12 protein-coding genes are annotated in these 16,086 nt (G+C 57.0%); 9 read left to right on the top strand and 3 right to left on the bottom strand.

The features are described 5' to 3' along the window. Positions 1 to 36: 36 nt before the first annotated feature. The 3 genes from Pan181_RS19380 (at position 37) to Pan181_RS19370 (ending at position 3,400) form a co-directional block, all read left to right on the top strand. Entirely contained in the window at positions 37 to 1,569 is a 1,533-nt protein-coding gene (locus tag Pan181_RS19380; protein ID WP_197528523.1) for an ABC-three component system protein, read from the top strand. 951 nt (positions 1,570 to 2,520) lie between these two features. Further along, positions 2,521 to 2,934, top strand: a complete 414-nt coding sequence (locus Pan181_RS26250; RefSeq protein ID WP_197528522.1) for a CBS domain-containing protein — start codon at positions 2,521 to 2,523, stop codon at positions 2,932 to 2,934. A gap of 64 nt (positions 2,935 to 2,998) precedes the next feature. After that, positions 2,999 to 3,400: a hypothetical protein gene (locus Pan181_RS19370; RefSeq protein WP_145249230.1), complete on the top strand. Its 402-nt coding sequence runs from the start codon at positions 2,999 to 3,001 to the stop codon at positions 3,398 to 3,400. Between the two features lie 79 nt (positions 3,401 to 3,479). On the opposite strand, the gene Pan181_RS19365 is transcribed toward Pan181_RS19370, so the two are convergent. From Pan181_RS19365 to Pan181_RS19355, 3 genes are all read right to left on the bottom strand, one after another. Then, the gene (locus tag Pan181_RS19365; RefSeq protein WP_145249228.1) at positions 3,480 to 4,706 is read right to left on the bottom strand and encodes a cofactor-independent phosphoglycerate mutase; all 1,227 of its coding nucleotides are present in this window, start codon (positions 4,704 to 4,706) and stop codon (positions 3,480 to 3,482) included. Between the two features lie 51 nt (positions 4,707 to 4,757). Then, the gene (locus Pan181_RS19360) at positions 4,758 to 5,099 is read right to left on the bottom strand and encodes a GxxExxY protein (protein WP_231943879.1); all 342 of its coding nucleotides are present in this window, start codon (positions 5,097 to 5,099) and stop codon (positions 4,758 to 4,760) included. Positions 5,100 to 5,206: 107 nt separating this feature from the next. Further along, on the bottom strand, positions 5,207 to 6,529 hold the full coding sequence (locus Pan181_RS19355) for a homoserine dehydrogenase (RefSeq protein WP_391484001.1): 1,323 nt from the start codon (positions 6,527 to 6,529) through the stop codon (positions 5,207 to 5,209). A 220-nt stretch (positions 6,530 to 6,749) separates the two neighbouring features. Here Pan181_RS19355 and leuS point away from each other — a divergent pair, with 220 nt between their 5' ends. The 6 genes from leuS (at position 6,750) to ftsH (ending at position 16,068) form a co-directional block, all read left to right on the top strand. Then, positions 6,750 to 9,434 (top strand): leucine--tRNA ligase, encoded by a 2,685-nt coding sequence (leuS, locus tag Pan181_RS19350; protein WP_145249224.1) that lies wholly within the window; start codon positions 6,750 to 6,752, stop codon positions 9,432 to 9,434. 61 nt (positions 9,435 to 9,495) lie between these two features. Beyond that, entirely contained in the window at positions 9,496 to 10,035 is a 540-nt protein-coding gene (locus Pan181_RS19345) for an REP-associated tyrosine transposase (protein ID WP_145249222.1), read from the top strand. A gap of 257 nt (positions 10,036 to 10,292) precedes the next feature. Then, the gene (locus Pan181_RS19340; RefSeq protein WP_145249220.1) at positions 10,293 to 11,246 is read left to right on the top strand and encodes an IS110 family transposase; all 954 of its coding nucleotides are present in this window, start codon (positions 10,293 to 10,295) and stop codon (positions 11,244 to 11,246) included. Between the two features lie 67 nt (positions 11,247 to 11,313). After that, on the top strand, positions 11,314 to 12,609 hold the full coding sequence (locus tag Pan181_RS19335) for a glucose-1-phosphate adenylyltransferase (RefSeq protein ID WP_145249218.1): 1,296 nt from the start codon (positions 11,314 to 11,316) through the stop codon (positions 12,607 to 12,609). A gap of 181 nt (positions 12,610 to 12,790) precedes the next feature. Further along, the gene (locus Pan181_RS19330; RefSeq protein ID WP_145249216.1) at positions 12,791 to 13,657 is read left to right on the top strand and encodes a toxin-antitoxin system YwqK family antitoxin; all 867 of its coding nucleotides are present in this window, start codon (positions 12,791 to 12,793) and stop codon (positions 13,655 to 13,657) included. A 143-nt stretch (positions 13,658 to 13,800) separates the two neighbouring features. Next, positions 13,801 to 16,068: an ATP-dependent zinc metalloprotease FtsH gene (gene ftsH, locus Pan181_RS19325; RefSeq protein ID WP_145249215.1), complete on the top strand. Its 2,268-nt coding sequence runs from the start codon at positions 13,801 to 13,803 to the stop codon at positions 16,066 to 16,068. Positions 16,069 to 16,086: the final 18 nt, after the last annotated feature.

Raw genomic sequence — 16,086 nt, 5'->3', positions numbered from 1 at the left:
TTTCGTTCGACATCACTTGAAGACAAGCAGTTCTCGATGACCTTCGATTTGGGGGGGCAGAAAACCACTGTTTCTCGCTGTGGAGGAAGTAAGGGGCAGCTTGTCGTCGATGGCGATTTTTCCAACTGGCCAGTTAAGCCAAAGATTGATATTCCTACAGGTGATCATAGGATCAGTGAAAACGACTGGAGGAATGTTCTTGGCAAAATGATGTTTTCTGTTTCAGATGATATAGAGCCTTATGGACCTACTTTTAGATCGATGATCTCTTATTTTGTGCGACGTGATTCAAGCGGTGGATTTCAGGAAGCACAAAAGAATTCTACTCAGCAACAGAATTGGAATGTGCAAGTAAATCTTGCCTATCTGTTTGGGTTGGATTGGCAGATACCCCACAAGCTGCAGCAGGTACGGCTGAATGAAAAATCATTGGCGGCACTGAGGAAAGAAGCAAAGAGCGGTGCGCTTGGAGCCTTAATTGGCAATGTCGGGGAACTTCGAACGAAGCTGACAGTCGCTGAGCGAGAAGCCAAAAAGCTCAGTGAAGAACTTTCTGAGTATCAAGTTCTTCCAGAGTACCACGAGCTAGAAAAAGAGGCTTCGAGCTTAGCTGTTATGATCTCAGAGTTGACCAGTGAAAATACTCTGGATATGGAGCGAATTGAATCGCTTAGTATGCAACTTGAAGGAGAGACACCGCCAGAAGAGTCTGTGATCGAAGAGCTCTATAAAGAAGTTGGTGTAGTCTTACCTGGTCTTGTGCGTAAGCGACTTGATGATGTGCGTGAGTTTCACTCTGCTGTGATTCGGAACCGGCGTATTCATTTGCAGGGTGAGATTGATGATGCTATATCCGAAATTGATAAGCGTAATGCCAAGATGGCTGAGTGTGATACTCGACGAAAAGAGATCATGCACACACTTAATAGCCACGGTGCGCTCGACCAATTTTCAAAATTGCAGGAAGAGCTTTCTAGGCAAAGGGCTTCAGTTGAAGAGCTCAAGAAGAAAGTAGCTCTCGCTAAGCAGTTAGATTCAACTTCTACGGAATTGACTATTGAAAGAGCTCAGATCAAGAAAGACCTTATAGCACATTTAGATGAAAAAGCAGATCTCTTGGGAGAGTCCATTATAATTTTCGAAGAGTTTTCCAAGCGAATTTCTGATCATGAAGGTAGTCTTGTAGTAGAGCCAAAAGACAATGGGCCTGAGTTCTCGGTCAATGTGGAAGGGAAGGAGAGCAAGGGTATTCGGAACATGCAGATTTTCTGCTTTGACATGACACTCGCTGTACTCTGGTCAAGGCAACAGTCTGGTGGTCCTGGCTTTCTTATCCATGACAGCCACCTTTTTGATGGCATGGATAGTAGGCAAGTAGCAAAGGCAATCGAGATTGGTGCCGAGCAAGCCAAATTGAAGAAGTTTCAGTACATTGTTTGTATCAACTCCGATCAGTTGGCCGCAGCAGAATTTAGTACTGGTTTCGATCCTTTTTCGTATCAAAATGATGTGGCAATTACGGATGCCACTGATGATGGTGGAATATTTGGAATGCGACTAAAAGAGTAGGCATGAGTAGCAATAGTTGATCAGTTGATTGCAGACTACCTGCTGATACTTCAAGCGTTTTTTGTCTGTAGCTTGGACGATTTCGCTTCTCCTTTCTTCTCCATTTTCTTCTCGCAATTGGCCACCGTACCTGTTCTAATGAACATGCGTAAATGCGTGGTCGTGGTGGCCTCGTAGGCGCTGCCGGTGCGCGCGGGGCGTGTGCCGGGAGGGTCGCGCATGCGCTGTTGGTTTTTGCCTCGCTCCGAACGCTCGGGGGTGTTTACCCCAAGCCCGGGGGGGAGGAGAGCGTCGAATAGATTCCCACTTACCCAAAATAGATTCCCACATGGGTAAATTGAAATTCCACTTCCGTCGATCGCTATGGTTGCAAGTGCTTATCAGTACACCACTTGCGCAGCGGGGGATCGTCGTAAGAATTTACCCATCCGATCGTTTTTGGGGCAAATGGGAATCTATTCTCCCCCGCCGGCCCGGCTGGGAAGCTGTCGGCTGGGTGGTTTCCCCCATCCCGGTCAGCTGGTTTTGCTGTCGACTTCATGGACGAGTGATGCTTGGAGCGATCGCTGCTCGCAGCGTCCCAGCGAATCACCCGTGGCAAGCTGGGCAATCCGCTGGCGATTTATTCACGAAAAGTTGCCGCGCTATCCCCACCAGAACGTCGTGCAGCGAACCTTTCGCCGAGAACACCAACCTGTCAGGTGGGGATTCGCTGGGCGGGCGAGACTCGCGGGATCTCTCGTGGAAAGCAAGGGAATTCGTCGCGCGGTTTCTCGGCCGGCGATCGCGAGCAAATCGCGGGTCGGGCATGGGGATTCCCCGCACGCAGGACTCATCGACGCAACCGCTACAACCGAGTTCCGCCGGGGTAGCTCGGCATCGCTTGCTGGGGTTGCGGGAGTGCTATGTTTTAGTGGATCGACTACGCAACTCGACTCGGAAAGGATGACTATGTTTACCGTACGCGATGTGATGACCAAGCACGTGGTAACTGTCGACCCTGATGCTCCCGTGGAGGAGGCCATCGACCTGATGCTGCGACATCGGGTGAGCGGCCTACCGGTCGTGGCTTCGTGCGGGCAGTTGCTCGGCGTGGTCACCGAGTTCGACATCATCGGTGTGTTCAGCGACCCCGATACCGAGCGGTCGAAAGTGTATCACTTCATGACCCGCGATCCCGACGTGGTCGAAGCCCGTAGTTGCGTGTACGAACTGGCCGAGAAGTTCCAAGCCCGACCGATCCGCCGGTACCCAGTGACCGAAGGTGGCGAGCTGGTCGGCATTGTCAGCCGCCGCGACCTGATCCGCCTGGTCCGCCAAACCCGCGCTGCGGTGCAACACGAGTGCGAAGAAGCGCTGGTGTAGCGCTCCCGGCGAGAAGGAACCAACGGATTGCGTCCCTAGAAAGTACTTTTCACCCTGGTGCTGTATGAAAGCTGGTCTTTATTCCATCGCGACAAAGCAGAATGACATGGCGGAGGATGCCATGGTGGATCCCGCGTGTTGCGTTGATCAGCTTGTTGATATCACGCGAGCTGAGGTCGAGTTGCTGCTCGACTATCTGGCTGCGGAGTGCGACATTCGGTTACCGCTAGCGGTGCCCACCAATCGTTTGGCTGGGTACCACGCAGTCGCGACGCTGAACCCCCACGAAGCAAAGGTGTTACGAACACGACTGCAGAAAAAGTTACGCGGCGTGACGCTCCACCAGGTGTGCAACGCCTACGGACGCGCCAGCGAGGGTGGCACCGAATGGTACGAGTTTTTGTGCCGACAATCGACCTGTGTTACGAGCGACGATTGCCAACTAGTGCTGGCCTTGCCGGTTTAGCAAAAAAGGCCAGCCATTTGCCCTGTTTGTTGTCGCAATTGGCCACTGCACGTGTTCTAATGAACATGTGTTGAGATGCTTACCCAATAAACCACCGCATGGCGTCCCAGCCTTCGTCGAACGCCAGGTCGGAGTTGGCCGCGGCGGTGTCGCCGTACTCCGTGGCGGTGTCGGCGGTGATGCCGGTGCCGGCCATGGCGACGGGGACGTTGCCGTGCGTGTGCTTCTTGGTGCTGAGGAACGTGGGGTGATCGGGGCTGATCATCACGCGCCAGTCGCCTTGGGCGTCGAGCGCCTGGTGCAGCGGGCCGACGATGTCGTGATCGATGGCCTCGATGGCTTTCACCTTTTCGTCGGCGCGGCCTTCGTGCGAGGCTTCGTCGGGAGCCTCGACATGCACGCAAACGATGTCGTACTTCGAGAGTGCGTTGATGGCGTAACGCCCCTTGGCGGCGTAGTCGGTATCGAGATAACCAGTCGCCCCAGGGACTTCGATGCGATCCCAACCCACCAGGGCCGCGATGCCCCGTAGTAGATCGACCGCGGTGATCATCGCCCCACGGGGACCGAACTTTTCGGTAAACGGCGTCAGGCTCGGAGCCCCGCCTTGTCCCCAGAGCCAAACGTTGGTTACCAAGCGACGACCGGCCGCCTGGCGATCCTTGTTCACCGGATGTCCGGCGAACACGCGAGTCGAAGCTTCCATCAACTCGACCAGCAGGTCGCTACCTGGCCCACGAGGGTAGGCCTCGGCGATGGTGAGGTCGGTCCAGTCGTGTGGGGCCTCGGTGCGAGTGTCGTAGTTGAAAGGAGCCGCGAGTTTGTCGCCTCGCCAGATGAGCAGGTTGCGGTAGCTCACACCTGGCACGAACTCGAGGGCACCTTGGAACTTGGGATTGCTGGCCACTTCGGCCTGCAGCGATTTCAACAACGCGGTCGACTCTTCGGTCGAAACGTGATCGGCCGTGAAGTCGACCATTACCGGGCCGTGGCCGAGATCCTCGACCGTGACCACGTTGCAGCGGATCGCCCAGTCGTTGGGGGCCAGCTCGATGCCCTGAGCAGCTGCTTCCATCGGTGCGCGGCCGGTGAAGTGCTCGAACGGGTTGTAACCAAGCAGGCTAAGGTTGCCGATCTCCGAGCCGGCTGGCAACTCGCGAGGAGTATGGCACGCCCGAGCGACCACGCCGGCTGTTGCGAGAGCGTCCATGTTCGGCGTGTTGGCTGCTTCGAGAGGCGTCTTACCACCGAGCGAAGCCTGAGCCTCATCGGCTGCCCCGTCGGGAATGATGATGATGTATTTCATGTGGGATTTCTTTAGAACCACAAAGACTCAAAGGACACAAAGAGAAGAGCCCTAGTGAATCATGCGTTTGATGCCATCTTTTATTAAGGAGACGTTGAAGTTGATAAGGAATCCAAGTCGAACGTTTGCAAGCTTCAAATAGGTTAACAGTTGTGCTTCGTGAATCGGAGCTAGTTGATCGACCGACTTAAGCTCAACGATTACACAGTCGCTTACTAGTAAGTCAATTCGTAATCCACCATCAATAGTAGTGCCTCGAAATTTTATCGGTAGATTCAACTGCCGCTTTAAACTAAGACCCATTCTAGTTAGCTCGATCGTCATGCACTTCTCGTACACCGATTCCAGTAGTCCGGGACCTAGCTCGCAGTGAACATTAAACGCTGCTTGCACAACTTGTTTAGCCACCAGTTCGACATCGTCGGGTAGTTTGCCGAGCCTAACCACGTTTCCCCCCTTTGTGATCTTTGTGCCTTAGTGGTTCACCCACCCAACCGAACTCAATCCCGCAGCCACATCCGTACGGGGGCGGTTCTTACGCTTTCGAGCGAGGCGATGGTTTGGCAGGCTTTCGCGGCGGCGGCTTCGGTGGTTTCGTGGGTCATGATCACCAGGGCGACTGGTTCGCCGGGCGAGGTCGACTCGTGCTGCAGTACTGAGGCGATTGAGATGCCGCTCTCGCCGAGGGCCTTGGTGATTTGGGCCAGGACGCCGGGGTGATCGTCGACATTCACCCGCAGGTAGAAGCGGCCGCGAGCGCCGGCGTAGTCGGCAGGCGATACGCGGGCAGGGCGGTTCGACCAGAGTTCGAGTGTCTGGAAGGTAAGCTTCGTGCGACCGACGGCCGTGTCGATCATATCGGCCACCACGGCGCTAGCGGTCGGCATCTGTCCGGCACCCGGCCCGTAGAACATCAACCGCCCGACCGCATCGGCATCCACGCGGACCGCGTTGAACGGCCCGTTCACTTCGGCCATGGGGCTGCCAGCCTTGAGCAACGTGGGCGAGACGTGCAGTTCGAGTCCATCGTCGACCAAGTCGGCCACGGCGAGCAGCTTGATCTTGTAGCCCATCTCGCTGGCGTATTCCACGTCGGCTACTTGCAGCTTGTCGATGCCGGTCCGCGGAATGTCCTTCCATTGGGCTCGGGCACCGAAGGCCAGGTGGGCGAGGATCGACAGCTTCTGCGCGGCGTCGGTGCCGTCGACGTCCATCGTGGGATCGGCTTCCGCGTAGCCCAGGCGTTGGGCTTCGGCCACGGCGGTGTTGTAGTCATCGCCATCCTGCATCTTCGAAAGGATGAAGTTGCTGGTGCCGTTGAGGATGCCATGCAGCGAAGTCACCTGGTTAGCGCTCAGGCATTGACCGATGTTGGCGATAATCGGGATACCGCCGGCTACCGAGGCCTCGAACGCGACACTGCGGCCAAGTTCGCGAGCGGCATCGAAGATCTCGGCTCCATGTTCGGCCAATAGTGCCTTGTTGGCGGTCACCACGTCTTTGCCCGCCTTGAGCAGCTTGAGCATGATGGTGCGGGCGGGCTCGATACCGCCGATCAGCTGGGCGACCACTTCGATGTCGGGATTGTTGATGACATCGTCCACATTGTCGGTCAGGATTCCGGATGGCAGCTCGCAATCGCGGGCCTTCTTCAGGTCGCGGACCACGGCTTTCTCGAGCCATAGCACCCGCCCTGCGTGCCGAGCGGTACGATCGCCATGGTCCAGTAACAACCGAGCGACCCCTGCGCCGACCGTGCCTAGTCCGATGATGCCAACTTTGGTTTTTTCCACGATGGGTTCCCGCTGATTGAGGACCGCTATCTAGCCCTGGGTGAACATGGGGGGGCAGGGTTGAGAGTACTGAATTATCCGAAGTTCTCCCTGCCTACCTTGGTTCGAAAACGACCTGTCATGGTAGTTTGCCATTTGCCGGAACGTCAACGCCCACGGCGGTTTGCGCTCACGTGGCGAACCGGTAGAATCAACGGTTTGTCCATGACTGTTCGACGATACTATTCCCCACCTTATATCTTCCACGCACATGCCCCGGTATAACCCCGCGACCATTGAGCCCAAGTGGCAAGCCTTCTGGGACGAGAACAAGACGTTTGCCGCACCGGCCAAACCCGCGGAAGGGCAGGCCAAGCTCTACGCCCTCGACATGTTCCCCTATCCCAGCGGAAACGGGTTGCACGTCGGACACCCCGAGGGCTATACGGCCACGGATATCACCTGTCGGGCCGCCCGCATGCAGGGCAAGGCAGTGATGCACCCGATGGGGTTCGACTCGTTCGGGTTGCCCGCGGAAGAGCATGCTATCAAAACCGGCGAGCATCCCCGCGTGCAGACCGAGCAGAACATTGCGACCTTCCGCCGACAGCTCAAGATGCTGGGCTTTAGCTACGACTGGGACCGCGAAATCGCGACCACCGACGTCGAGTACTTCCGTTGGACTCAGTGGATCTTCCTGAAACTGTACGATACCTGGTTCGACAAGGAGCAGCAGCGGGGCCGCTCAATTGGCGAACTCGAGGTGCCGGAGCACGTGATGGAGATGGGCGAGGACTTCGCCCGCACGTGGGTCGACGAGCAGCGGCTGGCCTTTCAAAGCTCGGCCCCGGTGAACTGGTGCCCGGCGCTCGGCACGGTGCTGGCCAACGAGGAAGTAATCGATGGCAAGAGCGAGCGGGGCGACCACCCGGTGGTCCGCATGCCGCTGCGGCAATGGATGCTCCGCATCACCGCCTACGCCGAACGGTTGGAAAAAGACCTGGAACTGCTCGACTGGTCCGAAGGCATCAAAGCCCTGCAACGTAACTGGATCGGCAAGAGCACCGGTGCCGAGGTCGACTTCTACGTCGGTACCGGCGAGTCATCGGGTGCCACTAGTTCTGTCAGTGCGGAGTACAAATCGTGGACCAAAACCCGCAGCGAAACCGGCTATCCCGAAAAGCCAACCGACGAGGTGCTCCGCATCTACACCACACGGCCCGACACGCTGTACGGTGCGACCTACATGGTGATCGCGCCGGAGCATCCCTACGTCGATCGCCTGACCACGGCCGACAACGCCAAAGCGGTAAATAAGTACTGCGAAGCGGCCGCGATGAAGAGCGACCTCGACCGCACCGAGCTGGCCAAGGAAAAAACCGGCGTCTTTACCGGCAGTTATGCCATCAACCCAGTGAATGGCGAGCCGGTGCCCATCTGGGTGGCCGACTACGTGCTCATCAGCTACGGCACCGGTGCCATCATGGCGGTGCCCGCGCACGATGAACGCGACTTTGAGTTCGCCCAGCAGTTTAACATTCCGATCAAGGCAGTTATCCAGCCGGGCGATCACGTGTCGGCCGAAGACGCGGCGAAGATCCTGGCTGGCGAGATGGTTTACACCGATCCGGGCATGGCCATCAACTCGAGCGACTACAACGGACTGAAGACCGAAGAGTTCAAGGCAAAGATCACTGCTTGGCTCGACGAGCAGGGGCTCGGTCGCCAGGCGGTGAACTACAAGCTCCGCGACTGGCTGTTCAGTCGCCAGCGGTTCTGGGGCGAGCCATTCCCCATCCTCCACGAGCTGGACGACGAGGGGAACAAGACTGGCCACATCATGGCGGTGCCAGAAGAGGACCTGCCAGTTGACCTGCCCCACCTCGACGACTTCAAGCCGCACGGTCGGCCCGAGCCTCCATTGGACAAAGCCCCCAACGAGTGGCTGTACCCAGTGATTGATGGCGTGAAGTACAAACGCGAGACCAACACCATGCCGCAGTGGGCGGGGAGCTGCTGGTACTACCTGCGGTACCTCGATCCCGAGAACACCGAGGCCCCAATCGATCCCGAGATCGAAAAGGCGTGGATGCCGGTCGACCTGTACGTCGGCGGTGCCGAGCACGCGGTGCTGCACCTGCTGTACGCCCGGTTCTGGCACAAGGTGCTCTACGACCGCGGAGTGGTCAGCGCACCCGAGCCATTCCAGAAGCTGGTGAATCAGGGAATGATCCTCGGTGAGAACAACGAGAAGATGTCGAAGAGCCGGGGCAACGTGATCAATCCGGACGACGTGGTCCAGGAATATGGGGCCGACTCGCTGCGGTTATATGAAATGTTCATGGGGCCCTTGGAAGCTACCAAGCCGTGGAGCATGCAAGGTGTCTCGGGCGTGTATAACTTCCTGGGTCGGGCCTGGCGACTGGTCGTCGACGAGCGGGCGGACGAGCTGGGACTGGCTCCGAGCATTACCGACGAGCCGGCCAATGAAGCCCAACTTCGCACGCTGCACAAAACCATCCAGGCGGTGACCGACGACATTGCCAATCTGTCGTTTAATACCGCGATTGCCCGCATGATGGAGTTCGTGAACTTCTTCACGAAGGAGAAGCAGGTACCGCGGACATGCGTCGAACCATTCGTGCTTTTGTTGTCGCCATTTGCCCCGCATATTGCCGAGGAGTTATGGCAGGTGTTGGGTCACGACGATACACTGGCCTATGAGCCTTGGCCGCAATTTGATGCCTCGCTTGCTAAAGACGAATCGATTGAGATTCCTGTGCAGGTAAATGGCAAAGTGAAGACCAAGGTTCAGGTCGCCCCGGATGCCGATAAAGAAGCAACCGAGTCGGCCGCCCGCGCCGACGCGAAAGTGGCGGAACTCATCGACGGTAAGGAGCTGGTAAAGCTGATCGTCGTGCCGGGCAAACTCGTCAATTTTGTGGTCAAAGGCTAGCTGCAATAAATTGTAGGAGGGCTCTCCGAGCCCGATAGCCAGAGTTTAGACCGATAAACCTATGAGCAACGAATCAACCAAAGGACGTAGTGCCAACCTCCGCAGAGGTCGTGTCTCGGTTGATTTCGCGGCATACCTTGTGACCAAAGTGGTTCACCATCGCATTGAGGTTTTGGGTAGACCCGAGGTTGCAGAAATACTGATCGATAGCTGGAATCACCTGCGATCAACCGATCGAATCAAGTTGTTTGCTTTTTGTGTGATGCCAGATCACTATCATCTGGCCTGTATGTTAATGCCTGGCGAAACATTGTCGCGAGTCATTGAAGACACTAACAAGTTTACAGCTCGGAAGATCAATCAGCTTGTTGGCAAATCCGGGCAATTCTGGCAGCAAGGCTTTTATGACCGAAACTGTCGTTCGCCGGAAGAATTGCACGAACGGTGTGTCTATATTGAGCACAATCCGGTGAGAGCCGGTTTGGTAAAATACGCAGAGCACTGGCCATTCAGTTCAGCTAGTCCAGATCGAAAAACCACCTTGGATCGAGAATGGTGGCCTGAAACGGGGGGGAATTCCAGTCACCCCCAAGGGGTTTGAATTGGCGAAACGTATCGGGCTCGGAGAGCCCTCCTTGTATCTTGCAGAAAGGTTGGTATCAATAACCGAGCCGTCTTCTGCGGAGTGAGCGCAGCGAACGTAGCAGAAGACGGCGGCCGCCGGTAGATCGTGCCCTCCTGGGTCCTCACGAGACCGAAATTGTAGCTGGATCGCCGGTCGGCCGCCTGTCGAAGTAGCCCGAACAGTCGCCGGAGCTGTCTCATCAACAAGCTCGTATAAGCAAGGAAGGGTAACCGATGGAAAACAGTTTGCAAAGTACTTGGATTGGGGTTGATGTTGCCAAGCGTCATTGGGACGTGGTCGTTGCCGGGCAAACCCAGGTGCATCACTTCCCTGCCGACCAAGAGGGATGCCAGCAACTTCAGCAGTTTCTCGCTCAGCATCAGGTAACCCATGCCTGCCTCGAAGCGACAGGAGGCTACGAACGAATGTTAGCCGACTTCCTTCGTGAGCAAGGGATCGTGGTGAGTATCGCCAACCCACGTCAGATTCGCGATTTCGCCCGTGCTCAAGGCCAGCTTGCCAAGACCGATCGTCTCGACGCGCTAGTGATCGCTCGTTATGCGGTACTGATGCAGCCCAAGAAGACCAAAAAACCCTCGGAAAACGAGCGGAAACTCGGTTCCCTCCGGACACGTCGGCAGCAAGTGAGCGATGCTCTGACGCGGGAGAAAAACCGGTTGGGTACACAGCACGATGACTTGGTGCGCCAGTCGATTGAAGAAGCCATTGACTTCTACCAACGACAGCTTGAACAGCTCGATCAACAGATCCAACAGCTATTACAAGCCGACGATCAGTTTCGAGAACGCTCGGCACTGCTGACCTCGGTGCCTGGCGTGGGGGCAACGACGGCCGCAGCCTTGATCGCTCACTTGCCAGAGTTGGGATCGCTTAATCGTGGCGAAGCGTCACGTCTTGCAGGCCTGGCACCGATTAACCGTGATAGCGGAACCTTGCGAGGCAAGCGGATGATTGGCGGCGGCCGAGCGGTCGTACGCAAGATGCTCTACATGCCCACTCTCGTCGCGACCAAGCATAACCGAGTCATTCGCGAGCACTACCAGCAGCTGCTGCAACGAGGCAAAGCCAAAATGATCGCCCTTACCGCCTGCATGCGAAAACTACTACTGATACTCAATGCCATGATTAAAACAAATTCCACCTGGAATGACCCCCGGGAGACTTGATTTTCAAGACAGTCGCTACAGCTTTTCGCTCAAAAACATGCGACTCTAGAATTACTAGGAAACAACCATGAGAAGCATCTCGGCAGTTATACTCGGGGGTGGTCGCGGCACGCGTCTGCAGCCACTCACCACGCATCGCTCGAAACCAGCAGTTCCGTTGGCCGGTAAGTATCGATTGATCGATATTCCGATTTCGAACTGCATTAACAGTGGTATTAATCGCTGCTACGTGCTTACGCAGTTCCTGTCGGTCAGCCTGCACAGCCACATTCGTGGTACGTACCGATTCGACGCCTTCAGCGGCGGGCTGGTCGAAATTCTGGCCGCTCAGCAAACGCTGGCCACCGACGACGATACCAGTTGGTACCAGGGTACCGCCGACGCGGTTCGCAAGAACCTGCGTTATTTTACCGACCATCATACTGATCATGTACTGATTCTCTCCGGCGATCAGCTGTACCGGATGGACTTCAGCGCCATGCTCAAGACGCACGAGGAGAGCGGTGCCGCGATCACCATCGCCGCCAAGCCGGTGCATCGTCACGAGGCCAAAGGCCTGGGCATCATGAAGGTCGACGAGTCGGGCCGCGTGATTGGGTTTGTGGAAAAGCCGACCACGAACGAACAGCTCGACGAAGTTGCCATGGACCCCGCTTGGGTCGACTCGCTCGGGGTTACTGCAGACGGCCGCGAGTGCATGGCCAGCATGGGTATCTACCTGTTCTCGGCCGACGTGCTGACCGAAACGCTCAATAACTCGACCCATTCCGACTTCGGCAAGGAACTGCTTCCCGAGGCGATTGCTAACCGCCATGTGCAGTTGCATCCCTTCGACGGATACTGGGAAGACATCGGTACGATTGGTTCGTTCTACGACTCGAATCTGGCCCTCTGCAAGCCGGATGCCCCGTTCGACCTCGGCGACGCCGACGCTCCGATTTACAGTCGGCCGCGATTCTTGCCGCCGACTCGTGCCGATGGGGCCGAGATCAAAGGCAGCTTGATTGCCGATGGTTGCACGATTCACCCTGGGGCGAAGATCGAGAACAGCATTATCGGTCTCCGCTGCCAGATTGGCTCGAACGTGACCATTCGCGACTCGATTGTGATGGGTGCCGACTTTTTTGAGACTCCCGAACAGGTCGCCAAGAACGCATCGGAGTGTGGCACCTGGCTCGGCATCGGCGAAGGTGCCGTGGTCGAAAGAGCGATTGTCGACAAGAACTGCCGTATCGGTGCCGGTGCCCGAGTAAGCTGCGAAAGTAAAGAAGATCTTGACCTCAGCTTGAATTGCTGCGTTCGGGACGGGGTGCTGGTTGTGCCTAAAAACACGATCATTCCGCCCGGCTGGAGCCCCAAGTAGGCGTGCTTCGCACACGATTGTCATAATCGTGCGCGGTGCCCGAAACAAAAAAGAATGCCAAGCCGCGCGAACGTGGACGGCCCGAGCTGCGTATGGCATATTGAATACTTTGGGTCCTCGTAAGGGCCGCAATCCGAACGTTTTGCAACGCCAGCCTATTCTGTAACGGTTTCAAACTGCTATGAGCTTTTCCAAGTCTACTGCGGCCTGGCTTGCGCCGACCGCATGTTTCGGTATCGCCCTGTGGGTGGGCACTGCCAGTCACGTCGCCCAGGCCCAAGAGCCGGCCGATTCCACTACGGTAGAGGACGACACTCCCGAGCTGGTTCCGCAGCAAGAGAGCATGGAGATCGAACCCTACACCGGCCCCCCGGTCTACCTGCCGGAGCCCGATGCTCCTCCCGCGGCAACACGCGTGGAAACACAGACCGTCACCGACTACTACGATCCCGAAACCAAAGCAAAGCCTCGCGTCACCCGTACCGTGGTGAAGTTCTCGGACGACAGTCTGAAGAACGACGGCGAATTCTTGGAATACTACGAGAATGGCCAGCTGTTTACCAAGGGCCAGTACACTTCGGGTGCCCCCGATGGAGAGTGGACTTACTACCATCCCGATGGAACCACCGCCAAAGTGGTGACCTACAAAGCTGGCCAGCCCGATGGCAAAGTGGATGTTTACCGAGCCGATGGCACGCTGAAGGCCGAGCGCATCTTCAAGGAAGGCAAGCGCGATGGCAAATGGCTGCTGTACGACGATACCGGTAAGCAACCGCTGGTCGAAAGTACCTACGATTCCGGCGAGCCGAGCGGAGTTTGGCAGTTGTGGTATGCCGATGGCCAAAAACGCCGCCAGATTCCCTTTGTGGACGGCAAGAAGGATGGCACCGTCGTCGAGTGGACCGAAGAAGGCGAGAAACGAGCCGAAGTGTCGTTCCAAAAGGGAATTCAGCACGGGATTTCCCGGCTCTGGACCGATGACGGTCGTATGTTTGAGCAGGAATATAACGAGGGACGGTTGATTTCGACCAAGGAAATCGATCAATAACCGGCAGTTTCGCTGCCGATTGCCTACCCTCGCCTGTATTTCAGCGTTAGTTATGCCCTACAATATGGCGGCCCTGGCGATTTTTTGCCTGGGTCGCCTGTTTTTGCGCCAATGCACCCCTTTGGTTTGACCCCGCCGAGCGAATGTCGGAAAAGCCCACCAATCCCTCCCCCGCCACCCCTCCGTCGTCCGACGCCAAGAAACCTTCCGCAGGTAAACCACCCGTGCGGAAAGGTGCCCCCCCTACATGGCTGTTCTTTGTGCTGGTGCTCGGCGTGCTGCTGCTCTTTAGCTCGGCAATGGGCGAGAATCGGGAAGAGATTCCTTACTCCTTCTTCCACGAACAAGTCGCCAAGAACAACGTTCGCGTGCTGACTGTCGAGGGACAGCAGGCGTATGGAGAATTCATCGTCCCTCCGACGAAGTCGGAGCTCGAAGCGGCTCGCTTGAAGGAAGCCCAAGAAGCGGAAACCGCGGAAGAGACGAAACCTGAAGCCGAACCGTCGACGACACCGGAGTCGACAGAAAGCGATTCGACCGACTCCGCCTCGCAGCCGTCCGACGAAAACCCCGAGTCATCCGCGAGTGACGAATCGGCTGCCGAAAGTGAAGCCGAAACTGCCGACGAAGCATCGACGGCCGATTCCGAATCTACTTCTACAGAGTCGAGCGACCAAAGCGATACGGGCGACGGCAAGTCGGCCACCGATGGCGAAGAGCGAATCAATAAAGAGTTCGTCGTCACACTGATGAGCCCTTGGGTCGAAAACTCGCTGACCGAGTTCTGGCTGGCACACAACGTGAAGCTCGAATCGAGCTTACCGACCGATCTGAGTTCCATCCTGTACGCGGTTTGGGTGATGCTGCTCATCGGTTTCATGATCGGCATGTGGTACTTCATGCGTCGTACCCGCGATCAAATGATGGGCGGCGGCATGATCGGCGGTGTCACTCGCAGCCCGGCTCGTCGTTATGAAGCCAGTGAGAGCATCCCGGTAACGTTTAACGATGTTGCTGGACTCGAAGGAGTGAAGAGCGACTTGCAGGAAGTGGTCGATTTCCTTAAACGCCCCGAAGATTTCCAGAAACTCGGCGCCCGTGTGCCGAAAGGCGTGCTGCTGATGGGCCCTCCCGGTACGGGGAAAACGCTGCTGGCCAAAGCCGTAGCCGGCGAAGCAGGCGTGCCCTTCTTCTCGATCAGTGGCTCGGAGTTCATCCAGCTATTCGTCGGTGTGGGTGCGAGCCGAGTACGCGACTTGTTTAAGACAGCCAAAGCGGCTTCACCTGCCATTTTGTTTATCGACGAAATCGACGCGGTGGGCCGCCAGCGAGGTGCCGGCTTAGGTGGCGGGCACGACGAACGAGAGCAAACCCTCAATCAAATCCTCAGCGAGATGGACGGTTTCACACCGACCACGAGCATCATCGTGATGGCCGCGACCAACCGCCCCGATGTGCTGGATCCTGCGTTGCTGCGTCCCGGACGGTTCGATCGCCACATCACGGTCGATCGCCCTTCGCTCGAAGCCCGCAAGGAACTGTTCGAGGTGCACACTCGCGAGATGCCACTTGCCGACGACGTGGACTTTGACCGGCTCGCCCGGGCGACCGTGGGCCTGACCGGGGCCGATATTCGCAATCTATCGAACGAAGCCGCGCTGTGGGCGACGCGTCACGATAAGCAATTCATCAACATGGAAGACTTCGAATACGCCCGCGATAAGGTGCTGATGGGCCCCAAGCGAGACGACGTGATGACGGAACACGAACGCAAGCTGACTGCTTATCACGAAGCGGGTCATACGATCGTTGCCTGGAAAGTCGCGGGGAACGATCGCGTTCACAAAGTCACGATCATCCCGCGTGGGCGCGCAGCTGGCGTTACTCAACTGGTGCCTGAAGCCGATCGTCACAACATGGGCGAGTCGGACATGCTGGCCACCTTGGCGATGGCCCTCGGCGGGCGGACTGCCGAGAAGATCGTGTTCGACGAGTACAGCACCGGCGCTGAAAGCGATTTGAAGCGAGCCACCGAGCTGGCGCGTCGCATGGTAACCCTCTGGGGCATGAGCGAGCGTTTGGGCCCCGTTGCATTCCAACAAAGCGGCGACAATCCCTTCCTCGGGCGCGAAATTGTTCAGGAGCATCGTCATTACAGCGAGCACACCGCCCAGGTGATCGACGAAGAAGTAGCCAAGGTTTTGCACTCCGCAGCCGACCGCGCCCGGCGTTGCCTGATGGAATACCACAGCGAACTCGTCGCCCTGTCCGAAGCGTTGCTGGAACGCGAAGAATTGAACGAAGCCGAGATCGGTGAGATTCTAGGCCCTGTCGCTTCGCGAGATCGCGATCAACGAAGTATCTCGATTGCTCCGGGAGGCGGCACCTCTTCGCGCCGGCCTTCAACTTAATGAAGCAATCTCACGAAT

It is taken from the genome of Aeoliella mucimassa, assembly GCF_007748035.1.
GTDB lineage: Bacteria > Planctomycetota > Planctomycetia > Pirellulales > Lacipirellulaceae > Aeoliella > Aeoliella mucimassa.
The sequence above is the reverse complement of the archived record's forward strand: the minus strand, read 5'-3'. Positions and strand labels throughout refer to the sequence as shown.

Bases quoted from the DNA above. Each gene is read 5' to 3' on its own strand.
- Pan181_RS19365 (WP_145249228.1), bottom strand. From the start codon at position 4,706: ATGAAATACATCATCATCATTCCCGACGGGGCAGCCGATGAGGCTCAG.
- Pan181_RS19335 (WP_145249218.1), top strand. From the start codon at position 11,314: ATGAGAAGCATCTCGGCAGTTATACTCGGGGGTGGTCGCGGCACGCGT.
- Pan181_RS19340 (WP_145249220.1), top strand. From the start codon at position 10,293: ATGGAAAACAGTTTGCAAAGTACTTGGATTGGGGTTGATGTTGCCAAG.
- Pan181_RS19330 (WP_145249216.1), top strand. From the start codon at position 12,791: ATGAGCTTTTCCAAGTCTACTGCGGCCTGGCTTGCGCCGACCGCATGT.
- Pan181_RS19370 (WP_145249230.1), top strand. From the start codon at position 2,999: ATGAAAGCTGGTCTTTATTCCATCGCGACAAAGCAGAATGACATGGCG.
- Pan181_RS19345 (WP_145249222.1), top strand. From the start codon at position 9,496: ATGAGCAACGAATCAACCAAAGGACGTAGTGCCAACCTCCGCAGAGGT.
- Pan181_RS19380 (WP_197528523.1), top strand. From the start codon at position 37: ATGACCTTCGATTTGGGGGGGCAGAAAACCACTGTTTCTCGCTGTGGA.
- leuS (WP_145249224.1), top strand. From the start codon at position 6,750: ATGCCCCGGTATAACCCCGCGACCATTGAGCCCAAGTGGCAAGCCTTC.
- ftsH (WP_145249215.1), top strand. From the start codon at position 13,801: ATGTCGGAAAAGCCCACCAATCCCTCCCCCGCCACCCCTCCGTCGTCC.
- Pan181_RS26250 (WP_197528522.1), top strand. From the start codon at position 2,521: ATGTTTACCGTACGCGATGTGATGACCAAGCACGTGGTAACTGTCGAC.